Origin of the sequence: Mycobacterium sp. PDNC021, from assembly GCF_048282635.1 — a bacterium.
In the GTDB taxonomy this organism is placed as follows: Bacteria; Actinomycetota; Actinomycetes; order Mycobacteriales; family Mycobacteriaceae; genus Mycobacterium; species Mycobacterium llatzerense.
This window is the reverse complement of record NZ_CP182502.1, coordinates 933444-955423: the sequence shown is the minus strand read 5'-3', so window position 1 is coordinate 955423 and position 21980 is coordinate 933444. Positions and strand designations below refer to the sequence as shown.

General features: G+C 65.7%; 17 protein-coding genes and 1 pseudogene. 5 read left to right on the top strand and 13 right to left on the bottom strand.

Annotation, left to right across the window (positions count from 1 at the left end; translation table 11 throughout):
- Positions 1-42: 42 nt before the first annotated feature.
- Complete coding sequence (locus ACNO8X_RS04430) at positions 43-1512, bottom strand: flavin-containing monooxygenase (protein WP_418004325.1); 1470 nt, start codon at positions 1510-1512, stop codon at positions 43-45.
- Between the two features lie 78 nt (positions 1513-1590).
- Between ACNO8X_RS04430 and ACNO8X_RS04425 the strand changes: the two genes are divergently transcribed.
- Positions 1591-2223 carry a TetR/AcrR family transcriptional regulator gene (locus ACNO8X_RS04425; protein ID WP_418004324.1) on the top strand — a complete coding sequence of 211 codons (633 nt, stop codon included), beginning with the start codon at positions 1591-1593 and terminating at the stop codon, positions 2221-2223.
- Between the two features lie 15 nt (positions 2224-2238).
- On the opposite strand, the gene ACNO8X_RS04420 is transcribed toward ACNO8X_RS04425, so the two are convergent.
- Positions 2239-3423: an FAD-binding domain gene (locus ACNO8X_RS04420; RefSeq protein ID WP_418004323.1), complete on the bottom strand. Its 1185-nt coding sequence runs from the start codon at positions 3421-3423 to the stop codon at positions 2239-2241.
- Positions 3420-4040, bottom strand: a complete 621-nt coding sequence (locus ACNO8X_RS04415; RefSeq protein ID WP_418004322.1) for a TetR/AcrR family transcriptional regulator — start codon at positions 4038-4040, stop codon at positions 3420-3422. Before ACNO8X_RS04415 ends, ACNO8X_RS04420 begins: the two co-directional genes overlap by 4 nt.
- Before the next feature lie 76 nt (positions 4041-4116).
- Here ACNO8X_RS04415 and dinB point away from each other — a divergent pair, with 76 nt between their 5' ends.
- Together dinB and ACNO8X_RS04405 are read left to right on the top strand one after the other, a co-directional pair.
- Positions 4117-5322 carry a DNA polymerase IV gene (gene dinB, locus ACNO8X_RS04410; RefSeq protein ID WP_418004321.1) on the top strand — a complete coding sequence of 402 codons (1206 nt, stop codon included), beginning with the start codon at positions 4117-4119 and terminating at the stop codon, positions 5320-5322.
- Positions 5323-5350: 28 nt separating this feature from the next.
- Positions 5351-5782 carry a pyridoxamine 5'-phosphate oxidase family protein gene (locus ACNO8X_RS04405; protein ID WP_418004320.1) on the top strand — a complete coding sequence of 144 codons (432 nt, stop codon included), beginning with the start codon at positions 5351-5353 and terminating at the stop codon, positions 5780-5782.
- A 21-nt stretch (positions 5783-5803) separates the two neighbouring features.
- Here the strand turns inward: ACNO8X_RS04405 and ACNO8X_RS04400 are convergent, their stop codons facing one another.
- The 4 genes from ACNO8X_RS04400 to ACNO8X_RS04385 are packed head-to-tail and all read right to left on the bottom strand — an operon-like array spanning position 5804 to position 7964.
- Positions 5804-6196 carry a hypothetical protein gene (locus tag ACNO8X_RS04400; protein ID WP_418004319.1) on the bottom strand — a complete coding sequence of 131 codons (393 nt, stop codon included), beginning with the start codon at positions 6194-6196 and terminating at the stop codon, positions 5804-5806.
- Positions 6193-6513, bottom strand: coding sequence for a DUF4333 domain-containing protein (locus tag ACNO8X_RS04395; protein WP_418004318.1), 321 nt, complete (start codon positions 6511-6513; stop codon positions 6193-6195). Before ACNO8X_RS04395 ends, ACNO8X_RS04400 begins: the two co-directional genes overlap by 4 nt.
- A 16-nt stretch (positions 6514-6529) precedes the next feature.
- Positions 6530-6952: a hypothetical protein gene (locus ACNO8X_RS04390; protein WP_418004317.1), complete on the bottom strand. Its 423-nt coding sequence runs from the start codon at positions 6950-6952 to the stop codon at positions 6530-6532.
- A gap of 10 nt (positions 6953-6962) precedes the next feature.
- Positions 6963-7964, bottom strand: a complete 1002-nt coding sequence (locus ACNO8X_RS04385) for a PHP domain-containing protein (RefSeq protein WP_418004316.1) — start codon at positions 7962-7964, stop codon at positions 6963-6965.
- A gap of 71 nt (positions 7965-8035) precedes the next feature.
- On the opposite strand from ACNO8X_RS04385, the gene ACNO8X_RS04380 reads away from it, so the two are divergent.
- Positions 8036-8887: an LLM class F420-dependent oxidoreductase gene (locus tag ACNO8X_RS04380; protein WP_418004315.1), complete on the top strand. Its 852-nt coding sequence runs from the start codon at positions 8036-8038 to the stop codon at positions 8885-8887.
- Between the two features lie 529 nt (positions 8888-9416).
- On the opposite strand, the gene ACNO8X_RS04375 is transcribed toward ACNO8X_RS04380, so the two are convergent.
- The 4 genes and pseudogenes from ACNO8X_RS04375 to ACNO8X_RS04360 form a co-directional block, all read right to left on the bottom strand.
- Positions 9417-10208 carry a polysaccharide deacetylase family protein gene (locus tag ACNO8X_RS04375; protein WP_418005777.1) on the bottom strand — a complete coding sequence of 264 codons (792 nt, stop codon included), beginning with the start codon at positions 10206-10208 and terminating at the stop codon, positions 9417-9419.
- Positions 10209-10595: 387 nt separating this feature from the next.
- Positions 10596-11432 (bottom strand): annotated as a pseudogene (locus ACNO8X_RS04370) (nitrilase-related carbon-nitrogen hydrolase); the annotation flags it as partial.
- Positions 11433-11478: 46 nt separating this feature from the next.
- On the bottom strand, positions 11479-12915 hold the full coding sequence (locus ACNO8X_RS04365) for an amidase (RefSeq protein ID WP_418004314.1): 1437 nt from the start codon (positions 12913-12915) through the stop codon (positions 11479-11481).
- Entirely contained in the window at positions 12912-14618 is a 1707-nt protein-coding gene (locus tag ACNO8X_RS04360; protein WP_418004313.1) for an amidohydrolase, read from the bottom strand. Before ACNO8X_RS04360 ends, ACNO8X_RS04365 begins: the two co-directional genes overlap by 4 nt.
- Positions 14619-14694: 76 nt before the next feature.
- On the opposite strand from ACNO8X_RS04360, the gene ACNO8X_RS04355 reads away from it, so the two are divergent.
- Positions 14695-15399 carry a response regulator transcription factor gene (locus tag ACNO8X_RS04355; protein ID WP_418004312.1) on the top strand — a complete coding sequence of 235 codons (705 nt, stop codon included), beginning with the start codon at positions 14695-14697 and terminating at the stop codon, positions 15397-15399.
- A 52-nt stretch (positions 15400-15451) separates the two neighbouring features.
- Here the strand turns inward: ACNO8X_RS04355 and ACNO8X_RS04350 are convergent, their stop codons facing one another.
- Positions 15452-16918, bottom strand: a complete 1467-nt coding sequence (locus ACNO8X_RS04350) for a glutamate synthase subunit beta (RefSeq protein WP_418004311.1) — start codon at positions 16916-16918, stop codon at positions 15452-15454.
- Entirely contained in the window at positions 16911-21518 is a 4608-nt protein-coding gene (gltB, locus tag ACNO8X_RS04345; RefSeq protein ID WP_418004310.1) for a glutamate synthase large subunit, read from the bottom strand. The genes ACNO8X_RS04350 and gltB overlap by 8 nt, the downstream gene beginning before the upstream one ends.
- Positions 21519-21980 lie beyond the last annotated feature (462 nt).

Sequence of the window (21980 nt, the reverse complement as noted above, 5' to 3'; positions counted from 1 at the left end):
TCTCGTTCGAGAAGGGGCAGTTTGCATCTGCTGGGCAGCGAACTAAACGTTCACGGCCACACGGTGTTTGGTGAACTGTAGGGACTGCTCGTCGACCTTGCCGTACCGGATGGTCCGCATGTCGAAGAAGTAGTTCTGCTTCAGCTTCCAAGGCGCTTCCGAGCCCGACTTGGGCAGGCTGTCCATGGCGCGCTTGAAGTAGCCGGGGGTGAAGTCCATGAACGGCAGTTCGTCGACGCTGCCACCGGGGTGCTGCGGCTCGACGCGGTCAAAACCGTTGGCGTCCATGTAGTTCAGCACGCGGCAGATGAACTCGGACACCAGGTCGGCCTTGAGCGTCCAGGACGCATTGGTGTACCCGAAGGTGATCGCCATGTTCGGCACGCCCGAGAGCATCAGGCCCTTGTAGGTCATGCAGCCGGGCAGGTCGATCGGCTCACCGTTGCGGTGAGCGGTCGCGCCACCGAACAGCTGCATGTTCAAACCCGTTGCGGTGACGATGATGTCGGCCTGCAGCTCCTCGCCGGAGGCAAGCTTGATGCCGTTCTCGGTGAAGGTCGCGATGGTGTCGGTGACGACGCCGGCCTTGCCCGAGCGGATGGCCTTGAACAGATCGCCATTGGGCGCCAAGCAGACTCGCTCGTCCCACGGGTTGTAGCGCGGGCTGAAGTGCTTGTCGTAGTCGAAGCCTTCGGGCAGTCGACGCTCAGCCATCTGGCGCAGCGCCTTCTTGAACACGGCCGGGAACTTGCGGGCGAGCTGGTACTGCCCGGTGCTGTAGCCGATCTGCTTCCAGCGGTTCACGAAGTGCGCCAAGTGCTTCGGCAGGAACTTGTTGGTCTGCTTGGCCACCGGGTCTTCCAGCGGCAACGCGCCGATGTAGGTGGGTGAACGCTGCAGCATCGTCACGTGACCGACGCCGCCGTTGACGAGCGACGGGATCAACGTGACGGCCGTTGCGCCGGAACCGATGACGACGACGTTCTTGCCGGTGTAGTCGAGGTCCTCGGGCCAGTGCTGCGGGTGGATGATCTGTCCCTTGAAGTCGGCGGCGCCGGGGAACTCGGGCGAGTAGCCCTGGTCGTAGTTGTAGTAGCCACTGCACACCGACAGGAACGACGCGGTGATCTGCTTGGCTTCGCCGCCGGCCACGATGTCGATGGTCCAGCGGTTGTCGGCGTCCGACCAGTCCACCGAGGTGACCTGCTGACCCGTGCGGATGTGCTGGCGGATGCCGTTCTCGTCGGCGGCCTCGTTGATGTAGTCCCAGATGTGCTGGCCATCGGCGATCGACTTGGCCGACTCCCACGGCTTGAACCGGAAGCCGAGGGTGAACATGTCGGAGTCCGAGCGGATGCCGGGGTACTTGAACAGGTCCCAGGTGCCACCGATGTTCTCCCGGCGTTCCAGGATCACGTAGCTCTTGGTGGGGCAGCGGTCCTGGAGGTGCCAGGCGGTGCTGATGCCGGAGATGCCGGCGCCGACGATGACAACATCGAAGTGTTCGATCATGGTACCGACGGTATCAACACGGTGTTGAGTCGGTCAACAGTGTGTTGAAAAGTTCGACAAACTGTTAGGCTCAGCTGCATGAGTACCGCCGCACAGACCCGGACACCCCGGGGCAGACGCGCGGCTCGACCCTCGGGCGACGACCGCGAAGCGGCCATCCTGGCCACCGCGACCACCCTGCTGCAGCAGCGCTCCTTCGCCGAGATTTCTGTCGATGACCTGGCCAAAGGCGCCGGCATCTCGCGGCCGACGTTCTACTTCTACTTCTCGTCCAAGGAAGCGGTGCTGCTGTCGCTGCTCGATCCGCTGATCAAGCGGGCCGACACCGGCTTCGACGGCGCGCTCGAAGACATGCCGGCCGACCCCAGGGAGGCCATCCGGCACGGCATCGAGATCTTCTTCAGCTCGTTCGGCTCCCACCCGGCCACCGCCCGGGCCGGCGTCGAAGCCGTCAGAACGGTTCCGGAATTCCGTGAGGTCTGGGCCGGCTTCATGCAGAAGTGGATCAACCTGACCGCCGCCCTGATCACCGCGGAGCGCACGCGCGGCGCCGCACCCGAGACCCTGCCCGCCCGGGACCTGGCGACCTCGCTGAACCTGATGAACGAGCGCATGATCATGGCCACTCTGGCCGGCGAGCCCGGGGCCGTCGCGCACGACGACGTCGTGAACACCCTCACCCACATCTGGCTGAACAGCATCTACAGCTGACCCGTCTCGCGGGCGCTACATCACGTAGTCCGGCAGTTCGATGTCGTCGCGGAATTCTCGTCGGATCGCCCAGGTGGCCAGTGCCGGGATGTCCAGCAGCCGGCTGACCCGGTTCCGGATCCGGAGGCCGGCCGAGGTCCGGGGCGCCAATACGCCGGCGAACACTCGGGCCGACGTCTGCTTGCCCTCGATCAGCGGTCGGAGCAGGTGCTCATAGCGGTGAAACGCCGTTCGGTGGTCGCCGTCGGCCCTGTCGAGTTCGCCGGCGAGCACGTACGCCTGCAGCATCGCCAGTCCGGTCCCCTCGCCCGCAAGCAACGACACGCACGACGCCGCGTCCCCGATCAGCGCGACGCGGCCCGCCGACCATCGGTCGACCTTGACCTGGCTGACGCGATCGAAATACAGATCCTCGGCCCGATCCAGCGCGGCGAGGATCGCCGGGCACTCCCATCCGTCGCCGCCGAACACCTGGCGCAGGGCTCGCCTGGCAGCCGTGTCGTCAGTCGGCTCGATTCCGGTCAGCTGATCGTCGGCCACCACAAACAGGAACAGGGTCCGGTCGTTCCGCTGCGCAAACCGGGCCACCATGCGCCCGGGCTTGCCGTGGGCGAGGTAGACGAGTTCATCGCGCGGGCGGTACCCGTCGGATTCGAACGCCGCGACCCAATAGCCCAGTTGCCTCTCGAGGGTGGGTTCGGCGCCAAAAGCCAAGCCGCGCACCGCCGAATGAATGCCGTCGGCGCCGATCACCAAGTCGAACTCGCGGTGCCCGCCGTGCTCGAACCCGACGTGCACTCTCTCGTCATGTTGATCGATCGCCGTGATGCTGTCGCCGAACACCGTCTCGACGTCGCCGTCGACAGCCCCATGGATCAACCGCGCAAGCTCGCCGCGCGGCAAGCTGATGTATCGCCCGCCGAAAACCCGCCGGAACGGGCTGACGGCGAACCCGCCCGCCTTGCGACCGCGTCCGTCGACCAGCCGGACCTGCTCGATCCCGTAGCCGGCGCCCTGTATCGCTTCCGCCAGGCCCATCCGCTCTGCGATCGCATAGCCGACGCCCCAGAAGTCGATGAGGTAGCCGCCGGTGCGCAACTGCGGCGCCGTCTCGATCAGCACCGGCTCGTGGCCGGTGCGAGCCAACCAGTACGCCAGTGTCGGTCCGGCAATACCGGCACCACTGATGGCGATCTTCATGAGCGGGTCCGCAGTCCGTCGCGGTAAATGGCGAAAACCTCGGTGGCCCAGCGCTCCATGCCCGTGGCAGTCAGCGGGTCGACACCGAACACTTCGGTGAGGCGCCGACGCAGCATGAGCACCGCCAGGTCGTTGATCATCAAGAAGGCTGCCCGCATCGCGGGATCGTCGCCGGCGTCTGCGGTCCCGTCCGCCACCATCGCATCCAGCGCGTCCCTGCTGATGTCGTACAGCCGCGCGAACAGGGCTGATCCCACCGCCCCGCCGGCGATCAGCGACCTGCCCAGGTAGTCCGGTATCGGCGACTGCGGCGGCAGATGGACGGCAAACGCCTCGAGCATCGTCGGCGTCGCGGACGGCTGCGGGTCGTCGGCGCGGCCCTGTCCCGTCACCTGGATCAAGAGCGCCTCCAGCGTCTGGACGACGTGACCGTCGACCGCCTCTACGAGTCCGTCTTTGGAGCCGTAGTGCCGGATCAGCAGCGCCGGTGAGACGCCGGCCGCGGCGGCGATATCGCGCATGGTGACCGCGTCGGGACCGCGCTCGGCGAACAGGCGCAGGGCCTCATCGCGAATCCTTGCCCGCGCTGTCCGATCGTCGGCCGAAAGTAAATGCATGTTCACCAATGTAAACAATTGTTTAGTCGAGTGCCAGGCCTACGCAAAATGCGAACGTATGTGCGAACATTGATCGGTGTCGGACGCCGAAGCAGCTGCGATCCTGCATGCCGACCTCGACTCGTTCTACGCCTCGGTCGAGCAGCGGGATGATCCCGCGCTGCGCGGCCGACCGGTGATCGTCGGCGCCGGTGTGGTGCTCGCCGCCAGCTATGAGGCCAAGGCGTTCGGCGTCCGCACCGCGATGGGCGGGCATCAGGCCCGCAGCCTGTGTCCGCAGGCCATCGTCGTGCCGCCCCGGATGTCGGCCTACTCGGCAGCCAGCAAGGCGGTGTTCGAGGTCTTTCACGACACCACCCCGCTGGTCGAGCCGCTATCGGTCGACGAGGCCTTCCTCGACGTCAGCGGCCTCGGCCGGGTGTCGGGCACCCCGGTCCAGATCGGCGCGGCGCTGCGTGAGGCGGTTCGCGAGCGCGTCGGGCTGCCGATCACCGTCGGCATCGCTCGTACCAAGTTCCTGGCGAAGGTCGCGAGCCGCGAAGCGAAGCCCGACGGACTGCTGCTGGTGTCGCCGGACCGCGAGCTGGCCTTCCTGCATCCCCTTCCGGTGCAACATCTCTGGGGCGTCGGAGCCAAGACCGCGGACAAGCTCCGGACACACGGCGTCGACACCGTGGCCGATGTCGCGGCCCTGACCGAGTCCGAACTGGGCACCATGGTGGGCGCGGCCATGGGACGCCAGCTGTTCGCGTTGTCGCACAACATCGACCGCAGGCGGGTGACGACCGGCGTCCGGCGCCGTTCGGTCGGCGCCCAGCGGGCGGTGGGGCGGCGTGGAAACACGATGTCCGACAACGAGATCGATGCCATGGTGATCAATCTGATCGACCGCATCACCCGCCGCATGCGCGGCAGCGGTCGGACCGGACGCACGGTGGTCCTGCGCCTGCGGTTCGACGACTACAGTCGCGTCACGCGCTCGCACACCATGCGTCGCGCAACGGCGTCGACCGAGGAAATCCTCACGGCCGCACGTGGATTGGTGGCCGCTGCGGTTCCAGTCATCGCCGAGCGGGGGCTGACCATGATGGGGTTCTCGGTGTCGAACGTCGACAACGCCGGCACCGAACAGCTCGAGCTGCCGTTCGACGGCGAGCCCGACACAGCGGCGGTGGACTGCGCCGTCGACCTGGTGCGTCAGAAGTTCGGCAATGCGTGCCTCACCCGCGGCGTGCTGGTCGGCGCGGACCCGGGCTGGGACATGCCGATGCTGCCGGAATAGCGCGGGGCAACGTGGTGTTGCCGGGGTCATGCCGAGAAACCTGACCAAGACAGAGCGCGAACAGTTCCTCGCCGACAAGCATGTAGCGGTGCTGTCCGTGGCCGCCGAAGATGGCCGGCCGCCGTCGAGCGTCCCCATCTGGTACGACTACACCCCTGACGGGTTGATCCGGATCAACACCGGTGCCGGCAGTCGCAAGGCGAAGCTGATCGAGCAGGCGGGCGTGGTGTCCCTCGTGGTCCAGCGGGAAGAGCCGCCCTACCAATACGTGATCATCGAAGGCTCGGTCATCGACACCGCCACTCCCGCACCGGAGGACGCGCGTGAAGAAATCGCGGTCCGATATCTGGGCGAAGAGGCCGGGCGCGAGTTCGTCCGCTCGATGGCAGGTGTTGCCACTGTCTTGTTCACCGTCCGTCCCGACCGGTGGCTCACCGCCGATTTCTCTGACGAGGTGTGACCGGGTGACCCCGACGGCCCGCTAACCCACGCGGTACGTCCACCCCGCGTCGGCGACGCACTGTTGGATCGGGATCTTGATGTCGTCGGTGGTGATCAAGTGGTGCATGCAATTCGAGTTGCCTGACCAGAACAGCTGCAGGTCGCCGGTGTCGTGGCATTCGATCCACTGGCCCTCGGCGTCTTGCCGCCATTCGACCAGGTGATCCACCGCGTGCAGGAGTCGGCCCTCGGCGTCCAGCCGCAGGTGAATCTGGAAGGTCAGCGCCACCGCGAGATCGTCGAGCACCTGTCGCCAGTCCGGGTCGTCGGACTTCCATTCGGCCACCAGGTCGACGCCCTCCGGTGCACCGTCGCGGATCAACCATGGGCGCGCCGGGCTGTTCAGCTGCAGCAGGCAGTCGTGAAGTGTCACTTGCCCGGGATGAGCTCGATACTGAGACCGATGTCGGACCCTCGGATGTCGGCGACTCTCACCGATGCCCGGCGACTCGTCTTGCCCGTCACGACGGTGCAGGTCTGAGCCGCGCCCACGGTCGCCTCGAGGCCACCATCACAGACCACGGAATCAATGTTCGATGTGGTCTTGGTGCTCAGGTTGTTCTTGACCGCGGCCTCCAGCTTGTCTTTCGGCATGGTGGTCGCCTGAGTGCCGACATGGAAGGAGCATGAGGTCAGCAAGCCCACGGCGGCCACCGCGGCGACCCACTGCGTCTTCGATCGACCGACCATGTCGAACTCCCTCGGCTCAGAGTTGCGCAACCACGAAACCCGATAGCAGCACCAGAAAACCACCGACCTCACCGAGGATCAGCGCCACCATGCCGGCGTGCAGACCGCCGCTCGGGTGCTCGAACTGATTGGTGGTGTCCCGCCGAAATCCGTGCTGGATGTACGCGGCGATCGCGATCACGAAGAAGAACACCAAAACCATTGCGGCCGTGAGATTCACCCACATCGACCAGGCACTGAGCTGCACGAACACCGCGACCAGCAACGTGGAGAACGAGTACATCAGCGCGGCCCGGTGCGCGATGTCGACGTAGGGGTGCGCCAGATGATTCGGGTTGACGGCCATCTGCCGGTACTTCCAGATGCCGAGGATCAGGGCCAGCAGGAAGATCAGGCCGGCCGCAAAGACCGTGACGACCGTGGCGGTACCGAGAACCATGGTTCCGACGCTACGCGGTCCACGCGAGCAGGCGCTCGACCGGCCAGGTGTTGACGATCCGCTCCTGCGGCACACCGGCATCCAGTGCGCGCTGCGCCCCATAACCCAGGAAGTCCAGCTGGCCAGGCGCATGGGCATCAGTGTCGATCGAGAACAGGCAACCGGTGTCCAATGCCAGATTCAGCAGCCGGGTCGGCGGGTCACGCCGTTCGGGACGCGAATTGACCTCCACCGCAACATTATTGGCGGCACACGCCGCGAACACCGCTGCCGCGTCGAACTTTGACTCCGGTCGGGTGCCGCGCGACCCCTCGACCAGACGGCCGGTGCAGTGGCCCAGCACGTTCACCCGGCCACCTGACACCGCGCGGACCATGCGCCGGGTCATCGCGGCGGCATCCATGGACAGCTTCGAGTGCACGCTGGCCACCACCACGTCCAGCCGCTCCAACAGCTCGGGTTCTTGGTCCAGCGAACCGTCGTCGAGGATGTCGACCTCGATACCGGTCAGGATCCGCATCGGTGCGAATCGGTCACGGATTTCGTCGATGACGTCCAGCTGCTGACGGAGCCTGTCCGCGCTCAGGCCGTTGGCCACGGTCAGCCGCGGCGAGTGGTCGGTCAGTGCACAGTACTCGTGGCCCAAACGTTGTGCGGTAGCCATCATTTCGCTGATCGGCGCCGATCCGTCGGACCAGTTGGAGTGTAGGTGCAGATCCCCCTTCAGCGCCGTTCGTAGCGCTCCCCCACCCAAATCGGCTGCCGCAGTGCGCAGTTGGACGAGTGCATCGGGCTCACGGTCTGCCCACGCCTGGGCGATGACCGCGGCGGTCTTGGGTCCGACACCCGCGAGTGTCTGCCAGCCGTTGGTCCGGCCCAGCTTTTCGCGCTGCTCGGGAGTCAGCGCCTCCACCACGTCCGCGGCTCTGCGATAGGCCATGACGCGGCGGGATTCCTCACGCGCACGATCCTTGTAGAAGGCGATCTCTCGCAGCGCGGCCACCGGGTCCATGGGTCCAGTCTGCCAACGCGTCGAGGAAACTCACAGGAATTAGTCGACGGTCCTGACTAGTTTCAGTAAGTGTGCGATTCGCCTTCAAAACCTCACCGCAAGACACCACCTGGTCGGACATGCTCGCCGTTTGGCAGGCCGCCGACGACATCGACGCATTCGAGTCCGGCTGGACCTTCGACCACTTCTATCCGATCTTCTCCGACTCGACCGGACCCTGCCTGGAGGGCTGGGTCACGCTGACCGCGCTGGCGCAGGCCACCAAACGGCTGCGGGTCGGAGTCCTGGTCACCGGCATCCACTATCGACACCCGGCAGTGCTGGCCAACATGGCGTCCGCGCTGGACATCGTCTCGAACGGCCGGCTGGAGCTGGGCATCGGCGCCGGCTGGAACGAGGAGGAGTCCGGCGCCTACGGCATCGAGCTGGGCTCCATCAAAGAGCGGTTCGACCGCTTCGAAGAGGCCTGCGAGGTGCTCAAAGGCCTGCTCAGCCAGGACACCACGACCTTCGACGGCAAGTTCTATCAGCTGAAGGACGCCCGCAACGAACCGAAGGGGCCGCAGCAGCCGCATCCGCCGTTCTGCATCGGCGGTAGCGGCGAGAAGCGCACCCTGAAGATCACCGCCAAGTACGCCGATCACTGGAACTTCGTCGGCGGGACGCCGGAGGAGTTTGCCCGCAAGCGCGACGTGCTCGCCGCGCACTGCGCCGACATCGGCCGCGATCCCAAGGAGATCACCCTGTCGGCGCATGTCCGGCTCGGCCAGGACCGCGACTATCGCAAGGTGGTCGACGAGGCGGCGGGCCTGGGCGCTGAAGGCCTGGATCTGGCGATCATCTACATCCCACAACCGCACGACCCGGCCGTGCTGGAGCCGTTGGCCGAAGCCATCCGGGACTCCGGGCTACTGACCGCCTGAGACACGGCAACCGCCCGGAGCCGAGAGATCGGTTCCGGGCGGGCTAGGTTCTTAATTATCGCGGAGGTCACAAATTGATAACGGTCAGCAAAGCAGCTGACGTTACCGCCGAATACGGTCGGCCAGGACGGTCGATCTGGCGCTAGACGCCGAAGCGGACCATGTCCGCGGCGGTGACCAGACGCTCGTTCTTGGCCGGAAACTCGCGGCTCTTGACTGGGTGGCGAAACAGGGACCAGGCAATACGTCCCATACGCGTGCGCGCTAGCGGGTTGTTGTACACGGTGATCACTCCTGCGGTCGGCGTTTGGTTGCACCGTGGGGCCAGACTATCGCAAGGCCCTCGCGATTTCATTACAACGCCGGTCACCGGCAAACCTCCGGGGGCGCGCCGAAAGTAACATTCGCGTTTCTGGTGTGACTGATGTGATTCATGTTGCGCGAGATACCCTTAACGCCTTCTTAATTTAAGAGTGGCGCGCCGACCAAAGTGACCTACCAGACAATATGAGCTACGTCACCATGCGGATCAGACGGGCAGTTCGCGCGGCTTCCGGAACACGTCGTCGAGCGTGACCGTCCGCAGGTTGCGTTCCTTCAACAGGTCGACCAGTTGGCCGTACACGTGCGTCACCGGCAGGTGGTTCAGGTGACCGATGACCACGGTCTGCTCCGTGAAGTACTTGCCCGCCATTTTGAGGATGTAATCCTCGGTGACGATGTTCTCGTCACCCAGCGATCCCGTCCACATGGTCGGCGTCGAGTAGCCGAGTTCCGCGGCGATCCTGTCGACGATCGCATTGTGGCTGCCATAGGGCGGCCGGAAGTACGGCCGGGAGTCGATCCCGAAGGTCGACTGCAGGAACTTGTGGTTGCGCTCCAGCTGATCGACGATCTCGTCCTTGGAGAGTTTCGCCAGGTCCGGATGCGACCAGGTGTGGTTACCCAGCTGAATCTGCCCCGACTCCACCAACGGCAGCATCAGGTCCCGATTCTCGGTCCACGACTGGTACCTGCCGTTGACGAAATAGGTGAGCCGCATCCCGGTGTCCCGCGCGAGCTTGGTGTACGCGCGCACCACCTCGGAACTCACGCCGTCGTCGAGGGTGATCGCCACGCGGTTGCCGGCCACGTCGGGCAGGCTGCTGAGCTCACCGCCACCAGGCAACGCCAATCCCATGCCGTGCCGCACCGGCTCCGACGGAGACGTCGGTGGTGCCGCGGCCACAGCGGCTGTCGGCCCGTCGACGGCGCACCGGGCCAGGCCCACCCCGGCCACCACCGAGGCGGACAAGCCCACCAGAAAGCGTCGCCGGCTCAGCTCGGAGCCGGCGAACAGGGATCCGGGGGTAGTGGAGTAGTTCGCCATAGATATTCAGTTCTGGTCGATCGGGACCCGAACCGATCCATTGTGCAACTCCAGTCCCATCAGCCTCATGCGACACACCCGGTGGTATCGAGCTGTTACCAATGCCATTCACTGGACGCCCGCGCCAGGAAAACTGTGAGCCGGCCGTGAATAGGCCCCACGCCCGATCAGCCGCGCGATGTTCGCCCGGTATATCTCGTCGGCCTCGGCGTGCAGCACCGGTTCCTGGTCGAGCCACAGATTCTTCGGGTGGATCGGTGCGTCGTACATGTCACGGAAGAGTTCGGTGCGCAGGTCTTTGAGCCAGTTGGAGTTCAGGTTCATCACCCGGAACTGGCGCAGCGCCTCGATGTCGATCACGCCGGCGACGACCGAGTTGAATCCGGAGGCGGTGTGGCCGAGGACGGCCCCGTTGTAGTCCACGATGTGCGAATTGCCGCCGGCGATGTCGAAGGGGTGCGCCGAGTCCTGCGTCGCATACACCGGGCCGGTGTTCGGGCAGACCATGTAGAGGCTGTTGAAATGCGCGTGCGCGCGGTTCTGTAGCAGCCACGTGCCGCCGGGATCGGGACCGGCCTGCGTCATGGGTACCGCCTCACTCGGCCGATACACCACCTCCGCGCCCTGAAATGCCAACGCCCGTACCGCTTCCGGATATTCGCCATCGCTGCAGCAGATGGTCCCGATCGTCCCGATGTCCGGCGTGCGCAGCACGGGGTAGAACGCATCGAGCCCGTCGCCGAACAGTTCAACCCAGCGGTCGTACACGTCGTGCGGCGTGCAGGAGCGTTCGCGGCACCAGACGTGATTCTTCGTCGCGCGGTGCACCACCTCGCCCGTCGGCGAGATGATGATCATGGAGTTGAAGTAGCGGTCCGGCATCACCTCGGGCCATCGCGCCTTGCATTGCGCGATGAGGTAGACGCCGTGCTCTCGGGCCAGTGCGCCGAGGCGCTCGGTCTCGGGACCGGGGATGTCGATGAACATCTCGCGCGCGGCTTGCACGTGGGGAATGTCGAATGCCTCGTCACCGAAGCCCGTCAGCGCCCCCTCCGCGAGGGCGACCAGCTTGACCGGCATATTGATCGAAACCGTCGATACCGCAGCATGAATCGTGTCTTCGATGACATCGAGGTTCGCCTGGATCTGCGAGCGTCGTTCGATGTTACGGACCACCGTCGACAGGCCCACGGCCAGATACGGGGCGGTCGGCGTCCTGCGCTCAGTAGCCACCGGCGTTCACCCCCGGCATCCGATCAGCCCACGGCATCACCGACTCCAGTTGGGACGCAACAGCAATCAGCGTGCCTTCGTCGCACATGGGCGCGGCCAGCTGCACGCCGATCGGCAGGCCGGACCGGGTCCACCCGAGCGGCAGGCTGATGGCCGGTCCCCCGGTCACGTTGAACAGCGGCGTGAAGGAACACACCCCGAGCAGCTTCTGCATCCACTGCGCAGCCATGAGCGACGCGTCGTTGGAGTCGAGTTCCCCCAACAGCTGCGGCGGCGCACTCAGCGTGGGCGTCAGCAGCAGGTCGTATTCGGTGAAGAACGAACCGACGGAGCGAGAAATCTGATTGAAGACGGCGAGGGCCCCACCGAGTTGTGTGGCGGTCACCTCACGGCCGTACTGGGCGCAGGCCAGGGTTGCCGCTTCGAGGTTGTGCGGGCCAGGCGTGGTGCCGAAAGCCGCTGCAAGGGCGTCGATTCCCTCGGCGAGCGACACACTCCACACCGGGAGGTTGGCGTCGACGAACTGCCCCCAGTCGAACACCGGCGAGTCCGGAACCACGTGGTGCCCCAGACCTTCCAGCGCGGCCCCGACGGCGGTGACCGCAGCGACAACCTCCTCGTCGACCGGGCCGTCGGCCCAAGACTCGGTATGGATGGCGATACGCAGTCGCCCGGGATCTCGGCTGAGCTCCTCGACGTACTGTCGCACCGGATCACGAACGACGTACTTGTCGCCGGGAACCGGACCGCTGACGGCGTCGAGCAGTGCTGCGCAGTCACGTACCGACCGGGTCAGCCCGAACTCGACACCCAGCCCCGACAGCGGCTCGCTCTCATCCGGCCCCGGAGACACGCGTCCGCGGCTCGGCTTCAATCCGACCAAGCCGTTGGCAGAAGCGGGAATTCGGATCGACCCGCCGCCGTCGGTGGCGTGTGCGACCGGCAAGGCGCGGGCGGCGACGAGCGCCGCCGAACCGCCACTGGAACCGCCGGCGCTGCGCTTAGGGTCCCACGGATTTCGAGTCGACCCGTGCGCCACGGGCTCGGTGTTTCCGTTGAACGCGAACTCCGGTGTGGTGGTCGACGCCACGGTGGCCAGGCCGGCCGCGCGGAACCTTGTCATCAGCGCGGTGTCGTGGGGAAACACCACCCCCGCCCCGGCAAGGCGACTGCCGAAGTAGGTCGGCACCCCTGCCGCGTGGATCGCGAAATCCTTGAGCGCGAAGGGAACCCCTGCGAGTGTCCCCGCGGAGTCGTAGGCAAGCGGCGCATCCCATGGCCCCGAGACGACGGCGTTGAGCGTCTCGTCGACCGCCTCGATCGCGGCTCGGGCAGCGTCATGCACCTCGGCCACCGAGACCTCGCCGGCACGGATCAGGGCAGCCAGTCCGGTCGCGTCGTATCCCGCGTACTCACTCGCCTTCACGCCAGGCCTCCGTCATCGTGAACAACGTTCCCCGCCAACAGGGTTCGATGGATGCGAGTCTCCTTCAAATCCTCGAGGTCACAGGTCAACGGATCCCGATCGATGAAGATCAGATCTGCGTGGTTGCCTGGGCGGATGGACCCGATTTCGTTCCAGCCCAGGACCTTCGCCGCATTCGTCGTCCACATGGCCAGCGATTCCGCGCGCGTGATGACCTGATCGGGCCCGTCGTTCCGTAGATCGGTACCCGCGATTTCGTGTGTCTGCGCCAGGGCGATCTGCTCCCACGGGTTCTTGGGCCCCCAATCCGATCCACCGCATACATCGAGACCCGCGTCGAGCATCCGCCGCAGCGGCACCATGTCGCGCCAGATGTGCCGACCGATGCGCTCGTCGTACATCGCGCCTTTGCCCCACGCGAATCCGACGGACGTCGTGACCTGAAAACCGAGGGCCTGGTACCGGCGCACATGATCGGGACTGATTGTGATGGCGTGCTGCAGAATCCACGCCTTGTCCCGGAAGTCGTACTCGCGCACCACGCGTTCGGCGATCTCGAGGAAGTCGTCGTGCTCCCGGTACGAGCCGACACAGATGTTCGCCCTGATGCCGTGCTGCGCACAGAACCGGACGAACGACTCTTCCTTCTCCAGCGAGACGAAGCGATTTCCCTTGGTCGGCCGCCCGAACGGATCCGAATACGCCTCGTGCATCGCGAAATGGCCTGCGAAGCAGGGCCCGCCCGGACTGATGGTCATGCCGGCGATGCGGAACAGGTCATCGGAGAGGTCCAACGACTGCGGCGCCAGGGAATTCAGGCGCTCATTGAAATCCGCCAGCGACAACGGATCGAAGGGATAGAAGATGGCCGACTCCACGTCGTGCGTCGCCTGCACCCGCATGGTGAGCATCCCGGCAGCACGGAGCTGTTGATACCCCGCGAGATGAACCGGCTCCATCGCGTGCCCCTCGTACAGCGTGGTGACGCCGTTGGCGGAGAACCGCGCCATTTCATCGACGACGCCGGGTATGGCGTGGGCCGGATCCATCGGCGGGAGCTTGAGCAGAATCTGACCCCAGAAGGGGTCGTATGTGTAGTAGTTGTTGACGGGCCCGCGCAGGATGCCGGTCAACCGGCCGGCCTCGTCCTTGTCGATCTCGACGTCACACACCTGATCAGGGATGAAGTCCGACAGCCCCACGGCGCGCAGGCCGGCGCTGTTGAACGCCACGATGTTCGGCGTACGCGGCGCCCACGCCTGGATGAGCACCGGATGCTCGCTTGTGGCGAGGTCGAGGACATGACGGTCGGGCAGACGCCGTTCGGCAAGATCACGCCAGGACCGACGGATGAAGTAGTGGGCCTCACCGACGGGCGTACAGAAGATCCATTCGCCGGGCGCGGTATCGGCGGCGCGGGCCCGGATCCGTTCCACGATGTCCGCGTGGTCGACGGCGTCGCTCAGATCGACGAGGCCACCGCGCAGCGCCCCGAAATGCATGACGTGCGGATGAGTGTCGATCAGGCCCGGCATGACCACCGCGTCGCCGGCCTCGATGATCTCGGCATCGCCCTGGGCCAGCTCCGCGAAGCTGCCGACCTCGCGGATGACGCCGTCCTCGATGACGACAGCCTCCGCGGTGGGCCTGGTCTCGTCGAAGGTCAGAATCTTCGACGACCGGATCAATGTTGTTCTGCTCACACGCGAAACTCTATGAGCGGCCTACCCTGGGGAGAATCATCCCAAAGGATGAAGTACGGGTATCGAGGAGTGCGAGATGTCGGTGGTCGCCGCGGATTTCACCGATCACCCGGTCCAGCGCAACATTCAGTTCAAGCGCAACACCATGGGGTTCCTGTCCCGGTTCGTCCGGGTCTCGGGCCTGGTCTTCTACTCGGTGGATCACGGCATGAACGCCGGCGAGCACGTGTTCGACCGAATCCACCCCGAGGAGAACGGCCGCTACAACGGCTATTTCCACGAACTGGACCCGTTCCATCCCCGCAGATTCGCCGCGACCGGCGCGGACCTCGCCACCTCGAACGACCTCGCACAGCGCCTGGACCGCACCGACTACTACGCGGAGTTCTTCCGCCCCATGGGCTACCGGTACGAAGCCGAGCTGTACCTCCGCCATGCCGGCCGCATCGTGGCCGGCATCTCGCTACTCAAGAGCGCGAAGGACGGCGACTTCACGAAGGACGAGATCGGGTTCCTGCAGAAGTCTCACGCATTCGTCGAACAGTCTTATTGCATGCTCGGTGAACTGCCGAGTCCGCCGAATCCTGCTGCGGTGCCAGAACATTGGGGCTTGTCGGCCCGCGAGCGCGACGTCGTCGAACTCCTGGCGCAGGGCGCGAGCAACAGCGATATCTCCCGCGCGCTGTTCATCAGCGTGCCGACAGTGAAGAGCCATCTGCAGCACATCTACCGGAAGTCGAACGTGCGCTCACGAACCGAGTTGGTGAGCCGGCTCAAATAGCAGTTCGCCGGCCCCAGGCAACCTGGGACCGGCGAACGAAATGCCTAGCGAACTACCGCTGCGGAGCAGCCGTCGGCCGGATCGGCTTCGGCAGCGCCGACTCGCCCATCAGGTAGCGGTCCACGCCGGCGGCCGCGGCGCGACCTTCGGCGATGGCCCACACGATCAGCGACTGGCCGCGGCCCATGTCACCGGCGACGAAGACGCCGGGCACGGTGGTCTGGAAGTCGTTGTCCCGGGCCACGTTTCCGCGGTCGGTCAGCTCGACGCCCAGCTCGTTCAGCAGGCCTTCACGCTCCGGGCCGACGAAGCCCATGGCCAGAAAGACGATGTCTGCCGCGAGTTCGAAGTCCGAACCCTCGACCTTCTCGAACTTGCCGGCCTTCATGACGACCTCGTGCACCTTGAGTGCGGTGAGCTTGCCGTCGGCGCCGACGAACTCCTCGGTGTTGACCGAGAAGACGCGCTCGCCACCCTCTTCGTGTGCCGAGGACACCCTGAACATGAGCGGGTAGGTCGGCCACGGGGTCGACTCGGCGCGCTCCTCCGGCGGACGCGGCATGATCTCGAACTGGTGGATGCTCTCGGCACCCTGCCGGTGGGCGGTGCCCAGGCAGTCGGCGCCGGTGTCACCACCACCGATGATGACGACCTTCTTGCCCTTGGCCGTGATCGGCGGCTGGCCGTCGGCGTCGACGACGTCGTCGCCGAGCTGCACCCGGTTACCCCAGGGCAGGTACTCCATGGCCTGGTAGATGCCCTCGAGCTCGCGGCCTGGGATCGGCAGGTCACGCCACGCGGTCGCACCGCCGGCCAACACCACTGCGTCGAAGTCTTCCTGCAGCTGCTCGACGGTGATGTCCACACCGACGTTCACGCTGGCGCGGAACTTCGTGCCCTCGGCCTCCATCTGCTCCAGACGGCGGTCGATGTGCCGCTTCTCCATCTTGAATTCCGGGATGCCGTAACGCAGCAGACCACCGATGCGGTCGGCCCGCTCGAAGACGGTCACGTCGTGGCCGGCGCGGGTCAGCTGCTGGGCAGCGGCCAGACCGGCCGGTCCGGAACCGACGACGGCGACCGTCTTGCCGGTCAGCACGTCCGGAACCATGGGCTTGACCCAGCCCTGGTCGAAGGCGTTGTCGATCAGCTCGACCTCGACCTGCTTGATGGTCACCGGGTCCTGGTTGATGCCGAGGACGCACGACGCCTCACACGGCGCCGGGCACAGCCGCCCGGTGAACTCCGGGAAGTTGTTGGTTGCGTGCAGGCGCTCGATGCCGTCACGCCAGCGGTCCCGGTACACCAGGTCGTTCCACTCGGGGATCAAGTTCCCCAGGGGACAACCGTTGTGGCAGAACGGGATACCGCAGTCCATGCAGCGCGAGGCCTGGACCTGCAGGGTCTCCTTGGAGAACTCCTCGTAGACCTCTTTCCAGTCCTTGAGGCGCAGGTCGACCGGCCGGCGAACCGGGGTCTGGCGGTGGGTGTGCTTGAGGAAGCCGTTCGGATCAGCCACGAGCCGCCGCCATGATCGCGTGCTCGACGTTCTCGCCGGCGGCCTCGGCCCCGGCGATCGCCTCCAGTACCCGCTTGTAGTCGCGAGGCATCACCTTGATGAACTGCTCCTTCTGATTCTGCCAGTCGGCCAGAATCCGCTGTCCCACAGCCGATTCGGTCCCGTCGACATGGGCCGTGATCATCTCGTGCAGCCACAGTTCGTCAGTGGCGTCGAGCGCATCGAGATCGACCATCTCGCCGTTGATGTTGCCCGGCAGCGCACCCTGCGGGTCGTAGACGTAGGCCATACCGCCCGACATACCCGCGGCGAAGTTACGGCCGGTTGCACCGAGGATGACCACCTTGCCGCCGGTCATGTACTCGCAGCCGTGATCGCCAACGCCCTCGACGACCGCCTGCGCACCCGAGTTACGCACCGCGAACCGCTCGCCCACGACACCGCGCAGGAACGCCTGGCCGCTGGTGGCACCGAACAGGATCACGTTGCCGCCGATGATGTTCTCCTCGGCCACGTAACCGGCCGGCGCGTCCTTCGACGGGCGGACCACGATGCGGCCACCCGAAAGACCCTTGCCGACATAGTCGTTGGCGTCGCCATTCACCCGGAGAGTGATGCCCTTCGGCAGGAAGGCGCCGAAGCTGTTACCCGCCGAGCCGTCGAACGTGATGTCGATGGTGCCGTCCGGAAGCCCTTGGCCGCCATGGACCTTCGTGACCTCGTGGCCCAGCATCGTGCCGACGGTGCGGTTCACGTTGGTGATCTTCATGGCGAGGCTCACCGGAACCTTGGACTCGATGGCGTCCCGGCACTCGGCGATCAGCTGCTGGTCGAGCGCCTTGTCCAGACCGTGGTCCTGGCCCGACGTGCAGTACAGATCCTGCTTCATGAAGGCCGACTCCGGTTCGTACAGCACCGGGGTCAGGTCCAGCTTCTGCGCCCGCCAGTGCTCGACGGCCTTGCTGGTGTCCAGCGCGCCGACCTGGCCGACCATCTCGTTGATGGTGCGGAAGCCCAACTGCGCCATGAGTTCGCGGACCTCTTCTGCGATGAACAGGAAGAAGTTCTCGACGAATTCGGGCTTGCCGGTGAACCGCTCGCGCAGCACCGGGTTCTGGGTGGCCACACCCACCGGGCAGGTGTCGAGGTGGCAGACGCGCATCATGATGCAGCCCGAGACCACCAGTGGCGCGGTGGCGAAGCCGTACTCCTCGGCGCCGAGCAGCGCGGCGATGACCACGTCGCGGCCCGTCTTGAGCTGGCCGTCCACCTGCACGACGATCCGGTCGCGCAGACCGTTGAGCAGCAGGGTCTGCTGCGTCTCGGCCAGGCCCAGCTCCCACGGGGCACCCGCGTGCTTCTGCGAGGTCAGCGGGGTGGCACCGGTGCCACCGTCGTGCCCGGAGATCAGCACCACGTCGGCGTGTGCCTTCGAGACGCCGGCAGCGACCGTACCGACACCGTTCTCCGACACCAGCTTCACGTGGATGCGGGCCTCGGGGTTGGCGTTCTTCAGGTCGTGGATCAGCTGCGCCAGATCCTCGATCGAGTAGATGTCGTGGTGCGGCGGCGGCGAGATCAGGCCGACACCCGGGGTCGAGTGCCGGACCTCGGCCACCCACGGGTACACCTTGTGTCCCGGCAGCTGACCGCCCTCACCGGGCTTGGCGCCCTGGGCCATCTTGATCTGGATGTCGGTGCAGTTCGTCAGGTAGTGCGACGTGACACCGAACCGGCCCGACGCCACCTGCTTGATGGCACTGCGTCGCCAGTCGCCGTTGGCGTCCCGGTCGAATCGCTCGACGTTCTCGCCGCCCTCGCCCGAGTTCGACCGTCCGCCAAGGCGGTTCATCGCGATCGCGAGGGTCTCGTGCACCTCGGCCGAGATCGAGCCGTAGCTCATCGCACCAGTGGAGAAGCGCTTGACGATCTCGCTGGCGGGCTCCACCTCGTCGATCGAGATGGGCTCGCGCACACCGTCTTTGAACGTGAACAGGCCACGCAGCGAGGCCATGCGCTCGCTCTGGTCGTCGACCAGCTTGGTGTACTCCTTGAACACCGAGTACTGCCCGGTGCGGGTGGAGTGCTGGAGCTTGAACACCGTGTCCGGGTTGAACAGGTGGTACTCGCCCTCACGACGCCACTGGTACTCGCCGCCGACCTCGAGCTCGCGGTGAGCCCACTCGTCGGGCCGGTCCAGGTAGGCCAGGCTGTGCCGCGACGCGACGTCGGCCGCGATGTCGTCGAGGTCGATACCGCCGGTCGGACAGGAGATGCCGGTGAAGTACTCGTCGAGCACGCGCTGACTGATACCGACGGCCTGGAAGAGCTGGGCGCCGGTGTAGGAGGCCAGCGTCGAGATGCCCATCTTGGACATCACCTTCAGCACACCCTTGCCGGCGGCCTTGACGTAGTTGGCCTTGGCCTTGTCACTGGTCAGACCGGAGATGACGCCGCGGTCGACCATGTCGTCGATGGTCTCGAACGCCATGTACGGGTTGATGGCGGCAGCGCCGACACCCACCAGCATGGCCATGTGGTGCACCTCACGGGCGTCACCGGACTCGACCACCAGGCCGACCTGGGTGCGGGTGCGTTCCCGGACCAGGTGGTGGTGGACGGCCGCCGTCGACAGCAGCGACGGGATCGGCGCGAGCCATTCGTTGGACTCACGGTCCGACAGCACGATGATGCGGGCGCCGTTGCGGATGGCCTGCGACACCTTGGTGCGCACGTCCTCCAGGGCGCGGCGCAGGCCGTCACCGCCGTCGGCGACGGGGTACAGGCAGCTGACGACCGCGGCCCGCATTCCGTGCTTGCGGCCCCGGATCTCGTGGTCGGGGTCGACGCAGATCAGCTTGGACAGGTCACCGTTGCGCAGGATCGGCTGCGGTACGACGATCTGCCGGCACGAGTTCTCGTCTGGGTTCAGCAGGTCGCCCTCGGGGCCGATGACACCCGAGAGGCTGGTCACGACCTCTTCCCGGATGGCATCCAGCGGCGGGTTGGTGACCTGCGCGAACAGCTGCTGGAAGTAGTCGTAGAGCATCCGCGGCCGCTGCGACAGCACAGCGATCGGGGTGTCGGTGCCCATGGAGCCCAGCGCCTCGGCGCCGGTGCGTGCCATCGGCACGATCAGCTGGGTGACCTCTTCGTTCGTGTAACCGAACGCCTGCTGCCGCAGCACCACGCGGTGGTGCGGCATCTTGACGTAGTCACCCGGGGGCAGGTCGTCGATGTGGAACAGGCCGTTGTCGAGCCACTCCTGGTAGGGGTGCTCGGCCGCCAGCTTGTCCTTGATCTCCTCGTCGTCGACGATCCGACCCTCGGCCATGTCCACGAGGAACATGCGGCCGGGCTGCAGGCGCAGCTTCTTGACGACGGTCGACGGGTCCAGGTCCAGGACGCCGGCCTCGGAGGCCATGACGACCAGGCCGTCATCGGTGACCCAGATGCGCGACGGACGCAGGCCGTTGCGGTCCAGGACCGCGCCGACGATGGTGCCGTCGGTGAAGCACACCGACGCCGGGCCGTCCCACGGCTCCATGAGCGACGAGTGGTACTGGTAGAACGCCCGCCGCGCGGGGTCCATGGTCTCGCTGCGTTCCCACGCCTCGGGGATCATCATCAGCACCGCGTGGTGCAGCGGACGACCACCGAGGTGCAGCAGCTCGAGCGCCTCGTCGAACCGTGCGGTGTCCGAGGCGCCCGGCGTACAGACCGGGAAAATCTTGTTCAGGTCGTTGTGGAACCCGAACACGTCGGTGTGGATGAGCGCCTCACGGGCCCGCATCCAGTTCTCGTTGCCGTTGACGGTGTTGATCTCACCGTTGTGGGCGACCCGCCGGAACGGGTGCGCCAGCGGCCACGACGGGAACGTGTTGGTCGAGAAGCGCGAGTGCACGATGCCCAGCGCGCTCTTCATCCGCTCGTCCTGCAGGTCCAGGTAGAACGCCTTGAGCTGCGGGGTGGTGAGCATGCCCTTGTAGACGATGGTCTTGCCGGACAGGCTGGGGAAGTACACCGTCTCGCGGCCGGGGCCGTCCTGGCCCGGGCCCTTGGTGCCCAGCTCGTGTTCGGCCCGCTTGCGGATGACGTAGGCGCGGCGCTCGAGCTGCATGCCGTCAGCGCCGGCGATGAAGATCTGACGCAGGGTCGGCATGGCGTCACGCGCCAGCGCACCCAGTGACGACTCGTCGAACGGGACGTCGCGCCAGCCCAGGACCTGCAGGCCCTCGGCTTCGACGATCTTCTCGACGGCTTCGCACGCCAGCTTGGCGTCGCGGGCCGACTGCGGCAGGAATGCGATACCGGTGGCGTAGCTGCCCTCGGCAGGCAGCTCGAAGCCTTCTTCCGCGCAGACGGCGCGGAGGAACTCGTCCGGAACCTGCAGCAGGATGCCTGCGCCGTCGCCGGTGTTCGGCTCGGCACCTGCAGCACCGCGGTGCTCCAGGTTCAGCAGTGCCGTGATCGCCTTGTCGACGATGTCGCGGCTCCGACGTCCGTGAATGTCCGCGACCATGGCGACGCCACAGGCGTCGTGCTCATGCGCGGGGTTGTACAGCCCGACCTTGCTGGGTCCGCCGTGCTGCGGCGTCATTCCCACCTAACCCTTCACCATCTTCATTACGAAGCATCGCTTGACCGCCGCTTATGGCGGCGCCAGCGGACTGAGCGACGGTATGCCAGCGTGCAGCACTGAACGACGGGCCGTCCCGCTCGCCTCGATTGAGACAAAACGATATGACAAACCCGGCCTGACATGCCAACTTAGGTAGGCCTAATGAGGTTGCTGCGAACGTGGTTCACAACACTCGAAAGCTACCGGTCGGTAGGTCCAATTTTATTGGAGCACTTGCATTTTCGCTAATCGATTCGCGTCACACCCGGGCGACACTCACCCACACCACTGGTCACTAAGCCCCATCTAAGTTTGCTACAAATCACATTTCCGCAGGCTGTTATCAAATGGTTATTTGCTACAAAGATTGCTCAGATTCTTAGATTCGCGGGCTCCCGCGGGGCAACCTCCGGTCACCTTTGAGCCGCTGTTCAGCAACGA